Source organism: Streptomyces sp. SCL15-4 (assembly GCF_033366695.1).
Lineage (GTDB): Bacteria > Actinomycetota > Actinomycetes > Streptomycetales > Streptomycetaceae > Streptomyces.
In genome coordinates, this window is sequence record NZ_JAOBTQ010000001.1 from 4,463,246 (window position 1) to 4,476,339 (window position 13,094).

Consider the following 13,094-nt stretch of genomic DNA (forward strand, 5'->3'; position numbering starts at 1 on the left):
CTCAGCGCACGTAGTCCTCGAGGATCTCCGTGTCCAGTTCGATGCCCATCGCACGGGGCAGAACCACCGTCTCACCGAACTTCGCGGTGTGGACGTCCCGCCGGTCGGTGTCCGAGTCGTACGAGGTGACCTCGACGAGCATGAGCACACCGGCCGGGTCGGCCCACTCGCCGTGCCCCGCGAAGTGGGCCTCGGGAGCGATCACCGCGTCGGGCTTCGCCCTGCCTTCGCGGTACGCCTCCCCCGGAGTCCCTGGCCCTGATACAGGTCGAGGTCGGGCCTCGCCTGCATACAGCGTCGGGCGAGCCAGGACACGATGGTGTGGTGATCCCCCTTCCAGGCACAGGCCAGTGTTGTCCGGCCCCGGCGCCGCGAGGCGGGTTTCGGCGTCGGCCACCCGCACGAGTGATCGACGGCGGAGGTCCGCATAGGCTCGGCGCATGCCAACAGCCAGGAAGCGTGCGCGTGTTTACGACCCCGCCAGGACGCGGGCCGCCGTCTTCGCCCAGCTCGGCAACGTACGGGAGGCCGTGCGCGGGCTGGACGAGGAGCGGCTCGGGCTGCCCAGCCGGCTCGGGGAGTGGACCGTGCGGGAGCTGGTCGCGCACATCGGGATGGGCGTCACCGCCGTGCTGCGGGCCGCCGCCCTGCCGGCGCCGCCCAAGCAGGACGTCCAGGTGGTCGACTGGACCTTCGCCGCCTCCGCCAACGCCGCCGCGATCGACGGCTTCACGCGCAGGCTCGCCGGGGAGCACCCGGACCTCGACGCCTACCTCGCCGAGGCCGAGGACGGCCTGCGCGCCCTGCTCGGCGAACACCCCGCCGGCCGGCTGCTGGAGACCAGCGCGGGCGCCATGCCGCTGGACGACTACCTGGTCACCCGTGTCGTCGAACTCGTCGTCCACACCGACGACCTGAACGCAGCCGTCCCGGGCCTCGCCGTGCCGTACGACCGGCAGGCCCTGGCCGCTACCACCCGGCTGCTCGCCGACGCGCTCGCGGTCAAGGCGCCCGGCGGCTCCACCGAGGTGCGCGTGCCGCCGTATGCCGTCGTGCAGTGCGTGGCGGGCCCCCGGCACACCCGTGGCACCCCGCCCAACGTCGTGGAGACCGACCCGCTGACCTGGATCCGGCTCGCCACCGGCCGTCTGGCCTGGGCGGACGCGGTGGCCGGCGCGCGGGTCGCCGCCAGCGGGGAGCGGGCCGATCTCGGCGGGCTGCTGCCGCTGCTCGGATAGCGGAACCGGAGGCCGTCCGCCTTCGTCCAAACCGTATGAAACGGCACAAGAAGTGGCTCGGGCTGCTGATGGTTCCCCTGATGGCCGGCTGTGGTGCCGGGAAGGCGGACAGTGGTGCGATGGGCGTGAGCGCGTCGGTGACCGGCGTGGAGTGGCGGGTCGAGAGCGTCACGGCCGGCGGTGACACCCTCGGCGCCCCCGCCGGCGGCTCCCCGCGCCTGACGATCGGCACCGACGGCAGCGCGTCCGGCGACCTCGGCTGCAACCGGTTCAGCGCCCGCGTCAGCGTGCACGGGGACCGGATCACCTTCGGGGCGCTGCGCACCACCAAGATGGCCTGCGATCCCGCGCGGACGCGCTTCGAGCGCGCGCTCACCCGGGTGCTCGACCGGCAGACGGTCACCGGTACGGTCGAGCACGGCAAGCTCACCCTCACCAGCGGTCACGGTGACCTCGTGCGGCTCGGCCGCGGCGCGCCCGAATGATGTGCGACACCTCACTCATCGCGGCGGCGAATCGTTCGTATTCGCCTCGCGGCAGCCCGGCCCGGAAACCGCCCGATCGCCGAAAAACGCCAGGTGACCTGCGCAAACGTAGAAAGCACCAAGGTGATCGGAAGGGCCGGTCCGGTCGAGGGCACGTATCCCCAATTCGGACCAGTGGTCGACCTCGCCTACACTCGGTGGCGTGCCACGTGGTGACGGTCGACTCAATCACGATCTGCTTCCCGGCGAAAAGGGCCCCCAGGACGCTTGCGGCGTCTTCGGCGTCTGGGCTCCGGGTGAAGAGGTCGCAAAGCTCACGTACTTCGGGCTCTACGCCCTCCAGCACCGGGGTCAGGAATCCGCGGGAATCGCGGTCAGCAACGGCTCCCAGATCCTCGTCTTCAAGGACATGGGCCTGGTATCCCAGGTCTTCGACGAAACCTCGCTCGGTTCGCTCCAGGGTCACATCGCGGTCGGACACGCCCGCTACTCGACCACCGGCGCCTCCGTGTGGGAGAACGCCCAGCCGACGTTCCGTGCCACCGGGCACGGCTCGATCGCGCTCGGCCACAACGGCAACCTGGTCAACACGGCGCAGCTCGCCGAGATGGTCGCCGAACTACCCAACGACAACAACAGCCGCTCCACCCGGGTCGCGGCCACCAACGACACCGACCTGCTGACGGCCCTGCTGGCCGCCCAGGTCGACGAGGACGGCAAGCCGCTGACCATCGAGGAGGCGGCCCACACGGTCCTCCCGAAGGTGCGGGGCGCCTTCTCGCTCGTCTTCATGGACGAGCACACCCTCTACGCCGCCCGTGACCCGCAGGGCATCCGCCCGCTGGTCCTCGGCCGCCTGGAGCGCGGCTGGGTGGTCGCCTCCGAGTCCGCCGCCCTGGACATCTGCGGCGCGAGCTACGTGCGCGAGATCGAGCCGGGCGAGTTCGTCGCCATCGACGAGAACGGCCTGCGCAGCTCTCGATTCGCGGAAGCGAAGCCCAAGGGCTGTGTCTTCGAGTACGTGTACCTGGCCCGCCCGGACACCGACATCGCCGGCCGCAACGTGTACCTCTCCCGGGTGGAGATGGGCCGCCGGCTGGCCAAGGAGGCCCCGGCCGAGGCCGATCTCGTCATAGCGACCCCGGAATCCGGCACCCCGGCCGCCATCGGCTACGCGGAGGCCTCCGGCATCCCCTTCGGCGCCGGTCTGGTCAAGAACGCCTACGTCGGCCGGACCTTCATCCAGCCCTCGCAGACCATCCGCCAGCTGGGCATCCGGCTGAAGCTGAACCCGCTGAAGGAAGTCATCAAGGGCAAGCGCCTGGTCGTCGTCGACGACTCGATCGTGCGCGGCAACACCCAGCGCGCCCTGGTCCGCATGCTCCGCGAGGCGGGCGCCGCCGAGGTGCACATCCGCATCTCCTCGCCGCCCGTGAAGTGGCCCTGCTTCTTCGGCATCGACTTCGCCACCCGCGCGGAACTGATCGCCAACGGCATGAGCATCGAGGAGATCGGCACCAGCCTCGGCGCCGACTCCCTCGCCTACATCTCCATCGACGGCATGATCGAGGCGACCACGATCGCCAAGCCCAACCTGTGCCGCGCCTGCTTCGACGGCGAGTACCCGATGGAGCTGCCGGACCCCGAGCTGCTCGGCAAGCAGCTGCTGGAGACCGAGCTGGCCGCCGGTCCCGCCGCCACGGCCGCGGCCGACGCGATCCGTCGCCCGTAACACCCCCGCACCCCGCAGTACGACACGAAAGCTCTCACAGCCATGTCTGAGACAACCGGTGCCAGCTACGCAGCGGCGGGCGTCGACATCGAGGCGGGCGACCGCGCAGTCGAGCTCATGAAGGAGTGGGTGAAGAAGACCCGGCGCCCGGAGGTGCTGGGCGGCCTCGGCGGCTTCGCCGGGCTCTTCGACGCCTCCGCCCTCAAGCGCTACGAGCGCCCGCTGCTGGCCTCCGCCACGGACGGCGTCGGCACGAAGGTGGACATCGCCCGCCGCATGGGTGTCTACGACACCATCGGCCACGACCTGGTCGCCATGGTCATGGACGACATCGTGGTGTGCGGTGCCGAGCCGCTGTTCATGACCGACTACATCTGCGTCGGCAAGGTCCACCCCGAGCGGGTCGCGGCCATCGTCAAGGGCATCGCGGAAGGCTGTGTGCTGGCCGGCTGCGCCCTGGTGGGCGGCGAGACGGCCGAACACCCGGGTCTGCTGGGCGAGGACGACTTCGACGTCGCCGGGGCCGGTACGGGCGTCGTGGAGGCCGACCGGCTGCTCGGCGCCGATCGCATCCGCACGGGTGACACGGTGATCGCCATGGCGTCCTCCGGGCTTCACTCGAACGGGTACTCCCTGGTCCGCCACGTCCTGCTGGACCGCGCCGGGCTGGCCCTGGAGTCGGAGATCGCGGAGCTGGGCCGCAGCCTCGGCGAGGAACTGCTGGAGCCGACGAAGATCTACTCACTGGACTGCCTGGCGCTCACCCGCACCGCCGAGGTGCACGCGTTCAGCCACATCACCGGCGGCGGTCTCGCGGCGAACCTGGCCCGGGTGATCCCGGACGGCCTGCACGCGGTCGTCGACCGCTCCACCTGGACCCCGGGCGCGATCTTCGACCTGGTCGGCAAGACCGGCAGCGTCGAGCGCCTGGAGCTGGAGAAGACCCTCAACATGGGCGTCGGCATGATGGCGATCGTCCCGCAGGAGTCGGCCGAGGTGGCCCTCACGACCCTGGCCGACCGCGGGGTCGACGCCTGGGTGGCCGGCGAGATCACCGAGCGCGGCGACAAGACGACGGGCGCCGAACTGATCGGTGACTACGCGTAAGGCCGGGACGCGGGGCCCCGGCCCCGCGACGGCAGCACAAAACCCGGTCCGGTGCCAAGGCCCCGGACCGGGAAAGCGCAATAAAGCCCGCTGCAAGCGTTACGCGCCGCGACGGTGCTGCTGAGGACCGTCGTCCTCGTCGTCGTCGTCCTCATAGAGGTCGGCGTACCGTGCATACAGGTCGTCGTCGTGCTCATCGTCCTCGAATCGGTCGCCGTTCGGCGACTGGTTCGACGTCGATGCGCCCAGCTCCTCGGCCAGGCGTGAGAGGTCCGTCCCACCGCTGTTGTACTTCAGCTGGCGGGCGACCTTCGTCTGCTTGGCCTTGGCCCGGCCGCGCCCCATGGCTCGACCCCCTCAACGACGGGGCTCGACGGCCCCAGAGTCTGACACGCGTTCATGATCTGGAACGGACTCTCCATGGAGAGGCCGGTCCGTAGGGCTTCCACGGTACCTGAGCCCGCGCCCATACGGTACGTCGCCCGCAGCACGCGCGTGTGCCCAGGACCTTCGAGGCGCCCTGTCCTCGCTGGTCAGTGGCGATTTTAACCACTTATCGGGGAACGACCCGCCGGGGGAAGTGAGAGTTCTCTCGAAGTTCCCGCCGACGGGTACCGCTCATATGTGCGAACGACCTAGCGCGCGGCGCTGTTCGCGCGGGCGTCGGCCATCCGCTGTTCGGCGATCCGGTCGGCCGCGGCGGCCGGCGGGATCCCGTCTTCCTTCGCACGTGCGAATATGGCCAGCGTGGTGTCGAAGATCTCCGACGCCTTCGCCTTGCACCGGTCGAAGTCGAACCCGTGCAGCTCGTCGGCCACCTGGATGACCCCGCCGGCGTTCACCACGTAGTCCGGCGCGTAGAGGATCCCGCGGTCGGCGAGGTCCTTCTCCACACCCGGGTGGGCGAGCTGGTTGTTGGCCGCGCCGCACACCACCTTGGCGGTGATCAGCGGGACGGTGAGGTCGTTCAGCGCGCCGCCGAGGGCGCAGGGGGCGTAGATGTCCAGGCCCTCCACGCGGATCAGCTCCTCGGTGCCGGCCACGGCCGTCACGCCCTCCGGGTACTGGTCGAGGATCCGCCGCACGGCGTCCGGGCGCACGTCGGTGATCACGACCTCGGCGCCCTCCTCGCGCAGATGCCGCACCAGCTGGTGACCGACCTTGCCGACACCGGCGATGCCGACCTTGCGGCCGCGCAGCGAGGGGTCGCCCCACAGGTGCTGGGCGGAGGCGCGCATGCCTTGGTAGACACCGAAGGAGGTGAGCACCGAGGAGTCGCCGGCCCCGCCGTTCTCCGGGGAGCGGCCGGTGGTCCAGCGGCACTCGCGGGCCACGACGTCCATGTCGGTGACGTAGGTGCCGACATCGCAGGCGGTGACGTAGCGACCGCCGAGGGAGGCGACCATCCGCCCGTAGGCGAGCAGCAGCTCCTCGGTCTTGTCGCGCTCGGGGTCGCCGATGATCACGGCCTTGCCGCCGCCGTGGCCGAGACCGGCCATGGCGTTCTTGTACGACATCCCGCGCGCGAGGTTGAGGGCGTCGGCGACGGCCTCGGCCTCGGTCGCGTACGGGTAGAAGCGCGTGCCGCCGAGGGCGGGGCCGAGGGCGGAGGAGTGGATGGCGATCACGGCCTTGAGGCCGCTGGCGCGGTCCTGGCAGAGCACGACCTGCTCATGACCGCCCTGGTCCGAGTGGAACAGGGTGTGCAGCACATCGGCAGGCGCGCCGGTTACGTCGGTCACTGTGGTGACTCCTGTGTACTAGCGGCGAGTGGGGTCGGTCCCCGTACGGGTGGCGGGGAGTCGTGGCATGAGCGTAGAGCCTCGGCCCCGTCACCATCCGCTCAGTGTTCAGGATCACTCGCACGGAGCCCTGGCGCACGCATGACCGTGGCACGATTTGCAGTGGTTTCGAGCCGGGCCCGATGGGGAGGGAGCAGGCGTGCCCAAGGTGTCCTCCGTGGTCGTCCCCTATGCCGCCTACCTGCGTGTGTACGAGCCGCTGGGCGCCTTCCCGGAGCCCGAGCGCGACCACTGGGCGCGCTACGCCCGCCGCTCCGACCGCCCCTCCTACCAGGACGAACTGCGCCGATCGCTGGCCGACTTGGTGGCCGTCCCGCCGATCGCGGTGCCGGTGCACGAGAGCGGGGACGCCTTCGTGCTGGAGGTCGACGGGGTCGTCTGCGTCTGCCCGTGGCGGACCCGGCTGCGCGGCTGGCAGGCCCTGGACGGGCTCGCGGAGGAGCTGCCCCCGCCGGTGCTGGACGCGGTGCTGCCGCCGGTGGTGCGCCGGCAGGCGGCCCTGGACTACGAGCGCTGGCTCGCCCGCAACCCCGATGCCCGCCCGTGGATCCGCACGGCGACCTGGCAGGTGCCGCTGAACTGGTTCGTGCTGGTCGCGGACGACGAGCGGCGGTACGACAAGGGCACCGCCGACGTGCCGCCGGTGCTGCGCTACCGCACTCCGATGGTGCAGGCACGGCGCCGGGTCGCGCGGGCGCTGCGCACGCTGCGGGACACCGTGGAGGAGGGCCCGCTGGTCGAGGGGGTGGTGGACGTGGGCCGCTGGCTGGAGGAGTTCCATCCGCGCTCGCTGGTGGAGCTGGACTACGGCGGGCTGGTGCACGTGCTGCCGGCGGGCGAGCTGGAGGGCGACCACTCGGCGGCGGACGTGGCGGCCGGTATCGAGGCGCTGCGCCGGGGCGACGGCACGGCCGCCGGAGAGGCGTACGGGCGGCTGGTGGAGCGCTGGCGGGCGGTCCGGGACCGGCGCTCCGCGAACTGAGTGACGTGCGTCACGGTCAAAGGGGCACCGGAGGACGTACGTTCTACCTCGCTTGACCACCTGACGGGACGTTGGACTCGATCTGGACTTTTGTCCCAAGGGTGATGGACAGCACTTACAAGGCCCTTGCCCTGGAAGCCACCCCTCGTGCCAAAATAGGACAAGGAGTCCGGGGAGGGCTCCCTCCGTCCAACTATGCTCCACTGTGGCCGGAATCTCAGCATTGCACGCTTTGGGGGGTCCGGTGACTCCTGAACGCCACTGTGACTGATCGTCACAGTGGCGTGACTGTCCGCTATGGCATGGTCCATCGGCTTCCGTCGCTGATGAACACCTGGGAGGGCAATTCCATCGGTTTGGCCGACGCGGCTGGACAGATGGTGTAGTTGTAGTGCCGAGGACAAGCCGTTCGTCCTATAACCGACTCGACTCGCGTCCGCCATTTCGGGCAACGCGGGTCAAGGTGCAGAATTTAGAGGAAAGAACCGAGAAGGTTCGGTTCTCCCGAGGAGGCCGCTCATGACCGCTCGCACCCCTGATGCCGAGCCGCTGCTGACCCCCGCTGAGGTCGCCACCATGTTCCGCGTCGACCCCAAGACGGTCACGCGGTGGGCGAAGGCCGGCAAGCTCACGTCCATCCGCACGCTCGGTGGGCACCGCCGCTACCGCGAGGCGGAGGTCCGGGCGTTGCTGGCGGGCATCCCGCAGCAGCGCAGCGAGGCCTGAACACCGCGTAACCGGGCAAGACGGACGGTCCCCCAACCGTCCGAGGCGCCCGAAACCTTGGCTCCACACGACGCGGGACCTGCCCCAACAGGTCCCATGCCCAAGCCGAAGAGAACGTCATAGGCACACAGCACAGGGTGCGTCGTCGATCGCGCTGGACTCCGCCGGGTCCAGCGCGATCTTTTTTGTGCGCGGAGCGCGAGCGGGAACGGGCGCTGTGAGCGTCCTTGTCGGAGTCTGGGGAGGCCTGTCGGAACGGCCGGGTGCGACCCCGGGTCATAGTGCAATTGCACATATTAAATTGACCCGTTGTAGGCAGGGGGTAAGTTCCCCCGTTTCCCCAACTCGTGCGGTGACTCCCGTCACACGACAAGCCGCTTGCCGCTCGCGGCACGCATGGGTTAAAGAGCCGCGCCGACTCCAGGGGCCCATGCACGCAAGGGTGTTGGGCCCGACGGGGTCACGCGCGCCGGCGGCCGTCGCCCTCGGCGGCCTCCTGCTCGCCTGCCTGGCCCCGCGGGCCGGCGGCCATCGCCAGCCGCAGCAGGTGGTGGCAGACGGGACAGTGGCGGGTGAGATGCCGGTAGGACGTGGCAGCCGCCAGATGGGCCCTCAGAAGCGCCCGCGTCTCGTGCCTGACCGACGTCGTCATACGCCACCTCCGGGGGCCGCACAGGAGGAACGGGCCCTGCTCCCTGGGTACCGGTGGAAAGAGGTGCCGTCAAGGCCGCACGCCGCCGCCGGAAGAGTGAAGAGCCGTTCGGCGCAGGGCACTTGAAGGCGGGTGCAGGCATGAGAAAGGCCCGCGTCCCTTGCGGGACGCGGGCCTCGACTCGATGCGGTCCTGACGGGATTTGAACCCGCGGCCTCCACCTTGACAGGGTGGCGAGCACTCCAAACTGCTCCACAGGACCTTGCTCGCGGCGCTTGTTCGTGCGTTGCGCTGCGAGAAGGACTGTACAGGAGGGTGAGGGTCCCGGTCGAACTCACCCTCCGTGCCCGGTCGGCTACGGCACTGCCGCGTCGATCGCCTTCACGATCCGCTTGTCCGACACCGGGTACGCCGTGCCCAGCGCGTGGGCGAAATAGCTGACCCGCAGCTCCTCGATCATCCAGCGGATGTCCAGCACCTGCTGCGGCACCGGCCGGCCCTGGGGCAACTGCTCCAGCAGCCAGGCGTACTCGTCCTGCATCTCGTGGACCTTCTCCATGCGCGTGGTGTCCCGCTGCACGTTGGCCGGCATCTGCTGCAGGCGCCGGTCGGCGGCCACCAGATAGCGCATCAGGTCGGGCAGGCGGCGTATCCCCGCCCAGGTGACGAAGCCGGGCTTCACGAGGGCGTCCAGCTGCTTGCGGACGTCCGTCAGGTTGGCGAGCAGGGCGGGGCTGCGTACGGCCTTCAGGCGCCGTTCACAGGCCTGCCAGGCGGCCAGCACCTGCTGCACCTGGGCGACCGTGCGGACCGTGGTGTCCACGATCTCCGCGCGCACCTTGTCGTACAGCTTCCGGTACGACTCCTCGTCCCACGCCGGACCGCCGAAGTCCGCGATCAGCTTGTCCGCCGCCGCCATCGCGCAGTCGTCGAACAGGGCCTGGATGGAGCCGTGCGGATTCGCGGACAGGGCCAGCTTCTGCTGGTTCGTCAGCTTCTCGGACGCGAACTTCGCCGGGTTGACCGGGATGTTGCGCAGGATCAGCCGGCGGGTGCCCTTCCACATGGCCTCCGCCTGCTCCGCCTCGGTGTCGAAGAGCCGGACCGAGACCGTGTCGCCGTCGTCCACCAGCGCCGGGTACGCCCGCACCGGCTGCCCGGCCCGGCGCGTCTCGAAGACCCGGGTCAGCGCGCCGATGGTCCAGTCGGTGAGGCCCTTGCGCTCCAGGGACTCGCCGCCCTCGCGGGACGCGGTCGCCGCGGCGGCCTGGGACAGGGCCTTGCGCGCCTTCGGCTTCAGCCGGAGCTTCAGCGCCTCGAGGTCCTTGTCCTCGGCGAGCTTGCGGCGCCGCTCGTCGACGATCCGGAAGGTGATCTTCAGGTGGTCGGGGAGCTTCGTCCAGTCGAAGTCGTCCGCCTCGAAGGGCACGCCGACCATGCGCTTCAGCTCGCGGGCCATGGTGACGGTCAGCGGCTCCTGGAGGGGCACCGCCTTGTCCAGGAACGCCCTGGCGTAGTTCGGCGCCGGGACGTAGTTGCGGCGGATCGGCTTGGGCAGCGAGCGGATCAGCTCCGTCACCACCTCCTCGCGCAGGCCCGGGATCTGCCAGTCAAAGCCCTCGTCCGTGACCTGGTTGAGCACCTGGAGCGGGATGTGCACCGTCACGCCGTCGGCGTCCGCGCCGGGCTCGAACTGGTAGGTGACCCGGAACTTCAGGTTGCCCTGGCGCCAGGTGTCCGGGTAGTCGGACTTGGTGACCGCCTCCGCGGACTCCCGGATGAGCATCTCCCGCTCGAAGTCCAGGAAGTCGGGCTGCTCGTGCCGCTTGTGCTTCCACCAGGAGTCGAAGTGGGCGCCGGAGACGACGTGTTCGGGCACCCGCTGGTCGTAGAAGTCGAACAGCGTCTCGTCGTCCACGACGATGTCCCGCCGCCGGGCGCGGTGCTCCAGCTCCTCGACCTCGCTGAGCAGCCTGCGGTTGTCGGCGAAGAACTTGTGGTGCGTGCGCCAGTCGCCCTCCACCAGCGCGTTGCGGATGAACAGCTCGCGGGAGACCGCGGGGTCGATCCGGCCGTAGTTCACCTTGCGCTGGGCGACGATCGGGACGCCGTACAGCGTGACCTTCTCGTACGCCATCACGGCCGCCTGGTCCTTCTCCCAGTGCGGTTCGCTGTACGTGCGCTTCAGCAGGTGTCCGGCCAGCGGTTCGACCCACTCGGGCTCGATCCTGGCGTTGACCCGGGCCCAGAGCCTGGACGTCTCCACCAGCTCGGCCGACATCAGGAACCGGGGCTGCTTCTTGAACAGCGCCGAGCCCGGGAAGATGGCGAACTTGGCGCTGCGGGCGCCCAGGTACTCGTTCTTGTTGCCGTCCTTGACGTCCTTCATCCCGATGTGGGAGAGCAGGCCGGCGAGGAGGGAGACATGGACGCGGTCGGCCGGTGCGTCCTCCTCGGCGAGGTGGATGCCCATCTGCTTGGCGACCGTGCGCAGCTGGGTGTAGATGTCCTGCCATTCGCGGATGCGCAGGAAGTTCAGGTACTCCTGCTTGCACATCCGGCGGAAGGACGACGAACCCCGCTCCTTCTGCTGCTCGCGGATGTACCGCCACAGGTTCAGATAGGCCAGGAAGTCGCTGGTCTCGTCCTTGAAGCGGGCGTGCTGCTGGTCGGCCTGGGCCTGCTTGTCGGCCGGGCGTTCGCGCGGGTCCTGGATGGACAGCGCGGCGGCGATGACCATGACCTCGCGGGCACAGCCGTTCTTGTCGGCCTCCAGGACCATCCGGGCCAGCCGCGGGTCGACCGGCAGCTGGGCCAGCTTGCGGCCGGTGTCCGTGAGCCGCTTGCGGGGGTCCTTCCGGTCCGGGTCCAGCGCGCCCAGCTCCTGGAGCAGCTGCACGCCGTCGCGGATGTTGCGGTGGTCCGGCGGGTCGATGAAGGGGAACTTCTCGATGTCGCCGAGGCCGGCCGCGGTCATCTGCAGGATGACGGAGGCGAGGTTCGTCCGCAGGATCTCCGCGTCCGTGAACTCCGGGCGGGCGAGGAAGTCCTCCTCGGAGTACAGGCGGATGCAGATGCCGTCGGAGGTACGGCCGCAGCGGCCCTTGCGCTGGTTGGCGCTGGCCTGGGAGACCGGCTCGATGGGCAGTCGCTGGACCTTGGTGCGGTGGCTGTAGCGGCTGATCCGGGCGAAGCCGGGGTCGATGACGTACTTGATGCCCGGGACGGTCAGGGAGGTCTCGGCGACGTTGGTGGCCAGAACGATCCTGCGCCCGGTGTGCTGCTGGAAGACGCGGTGCTGCTCGGCGTGCGAGAGCCGGGCGTAGAGGGGGAGCACCTCCGTGGATCTGTACTTCTTCTTCTCCAGCGCGTCCGCGGTGTCCCGGATCTCCCGCTCGCCGGAGAGGAAGACGAGGATGTCGCCCGGCCCCTCGGCCATCAGTTCCTCGACGGCGTCGGTGATGGCGGTGATCTGGTCGCGGTCGGCGTCGTCGGAGTCCTCCTCCAGGAGGGGCCGGTAGCGCACCTCCACGGGATACGTCCGCCCGCTCACCTCGATGATCGGGGCGTCGCCGAAGTGCCGGGAGAAGCGCTCGGGGTCGATGGTCGCCGAGGTGATGACGACCTTCAGGTCCGGGCGCTTGGGCAGCAGCTGGGCCAGGTAGCCCAGCAGGAAGTCGATGTTCAGGGACCGCTCGTGGGCCTCGTCGATGATGATCGTGTCGTAGGCGCGCAGCTCGCGGTCGGTCTGGATCTCGGCGAGCAGGATGCCGTCCGTCATCAGCTTGACGAAGGTGGCCTCCGGGTCGACCTGGTCGGTGAAGCGGACCTTCCAGCCGACGGCCTCGCCGAGCGGGGTCCTCAGCTCCTCCGCGACCCGCTCCGCGACGGTCCGGGCGGCGATCCGGCGCGGCTGGGTGTGCCCGATCATGCCGCGCACGCCCCGGCCCAGCTCCATGCAGATCTTGGGGATCTGCGTGGTCTTGCCGGAGCCGGTCTCACCGGCCACGATGACGACCTGGTGCTCGCGGATGGCGTCCGCGATCGCGTCCTTCTTCTGGCTGACCGGCAGCTGCTCGGGGTAGGTGACGGCCGGCACGCGGGAGCGGCGCTCGGCCATCCGGTCCGCGGCGCGGTCGATCTCGGTCTCGATCTCGGCGAGCACGGCGGCGCGGGCCTCCGGCTTGCGGATCTTGCGCGCGCCCTCCAGCCGCCGGCCGATCCGGTGCGCGTCGCGCAGCGTCAGCTCGGTCAGGCGGGGGGCGAGGGTGCCGAGGGCGGGGGCGGGATGCGTAGACATACGCGATCCAGGATCTCACCTAGGGCGAAAAACACGCGAACGATTTGACCGCGGGCGGCCCGGCGCCCGC

Annotated in this window: 10 protein-coding genes, 1 tRNA gene and 1 pseudogene; 6 read left to right on the forward strand and 6 right to left on the reverse strand. The window is 70.0% G+C overall.

The genetic code is table 11. The features are described 5' to 3' along the window. Position 1: 1 nt before the first annotated feature. A pseudogene (locus SCK26_RS19545) lies at positions 2-363 on the reverse strand (Uma2 family endonuclease); the annotation flags it as partial. A gap of 77 nt (positions 364-440) precedes the next feature. On the opposite strand from SCK26_RS19545, the gene SCK26_RS19550 reads away from it, so the two are divergent. The 4 genes from SCK26_RS19550 (at position 441) to purM (ending at position 4,562) form a co-directional block, all read left to right on the forward strand. Beyond that, positions 441-1,238, forward strand: coding sequence for a maleylpyruvate isomerase family mycothiol-dependent enzyme (locus SCK26_RS19550; RefSeq protein WP_318202587.1), 798 nt, complete (start codon positions 441-443; stop codon positions 1,236-1,238). Positions 1,239-1,273: 35 nt separating this feature from the next. After that, positions 1,274-1,723: an META domain-containing protein gene (locus tag SCK26_RS19555; RefSeq protein ID WP_318202588.1), complete on the forward strand. Its 450-nt coding sequence runs from the start codon at positions 1,274-1,276 to the stop codon at positions 1,721-1,723. A 202-nt stretch (positions 1,724-1,925) separates the two neighbouring features. Further along, the gene (gene purF / locus SCK26_RS19560; protein WP_318202589.1) at positions 1,926-3,455 is read left to right on the forward strand and encodes an amidophosphoribosyltransferase; all 1,530 of its coding nucleotides are present in this window, start codon (positions 1,926-1,928) and stop codon (positions 3,453-3,455) included. Positions 3,456-3,497: 42 nt separating this feature from the next. Next, on the forward strand, positions 3,498-4,562 hold the full coding sequence (gene purM / locus SCK26_RS19565) for a phosphoribosylformylglycinamidine cyclo-ligase (RefSeq protein ID WP_318202590.1): 1,065 nt from the start codon (positions 3,498-3,500) through the stop codon (positions 4,560-4,562). A gap of 99 nt (positions 4,563-4,661) precedes the next feature. Here purM and SCK26_RS19570 read toward each other — a convergent pair whose 3' ends face one another. After that, positions 4,662-4,907, reverse strand: coding sequence for a DUF3073 domain-containing protein (locus SCK26_RS19570; protein ID WP_318202591.1), 246 nt, complete (start codon positions 4,905-4,907; stop codon positions 4,662-4,664). A 290-nt stretch (positions 4,908-5,197) separates the two neighbouring features. Then, positions 5,198-6,304, reverse strand: a complete 1,107-nt coding sequence (locus SCK26_RS19575) for a Leu/Phe/Val dehydrogenase (protein ID WP_318202592.1) — start codon at positions 6,302-6,304, stop codon at positions 5,198-5,200. Between the two features lie 199 nt (positions 6,305-6,503). On the opposite strand from SCK26_RS19575, the gene SCK26_RS19580 reads away from it, so the two are divergent. Both SCK26_RS19580 and bldC read left to right on the forward strand, forming a co-directional pair. Further along, a complete protein-coding gene (locus SCK26_RS19580; protein WP_318202593.1) occupies positions 6,504-7,346 on the forward strand; it encodes a hypothetical protein in 843 nt (280 codons plus the stop codon). 519 nt (positions 7,347-7,865) lie between these two features. Further along, positions 7,866-8,072, forward strand: a complete 207-nt coding sequence (gene bldC / locus SCK26_RS19585) for a developmental transcriptional regulator BldC (protein ID WP_003949541.1) — start codon at positions 7,866-7,868, stop codon at positions 8,070-8,072. 460 nt (positions 8,073-8,532) lie between these two features. Here bldC and SCK26_RS19590 read toward each other — a convergent pair whose 3' ends face one another. The 3 genes from SCK26_RS19590 to hrpA form a co-directional block, all read right to left on the reverse strand. Then, positions 8,533-8,724 (reverse strand): DUF6274 family protein, encoded by a 192-nt coding sequence (locus SCK26_RS19590; RefSeq protein ID WP_318202594.1) that lies wholly within the window; start codon positions 8,722-8,724, stop codon positions 8,533-8,535. Between the two features lie 187 nt (positions 8,725-8,911). Beyond that, positions 8,912-8,986, reverse strand: a tRNA-Asp gene (locus SCK26_RS19595). A 93-nt stretch (positions 8,987-9,079) separates the two neighbouring features. After that, positions 9,080-13,024, reverse strand: coding sequence for an ATP-dependent RNA helicase HrpA (gene hrpA, locus SCK26_RS19600; protein ID WP_318202595.1), 3,945 nt, complete (start codon positions 13,022-13,024; stop codon positions 9,080-9,082). Positions 13,025-13,094: the final 70 nt, after the last annotated feature.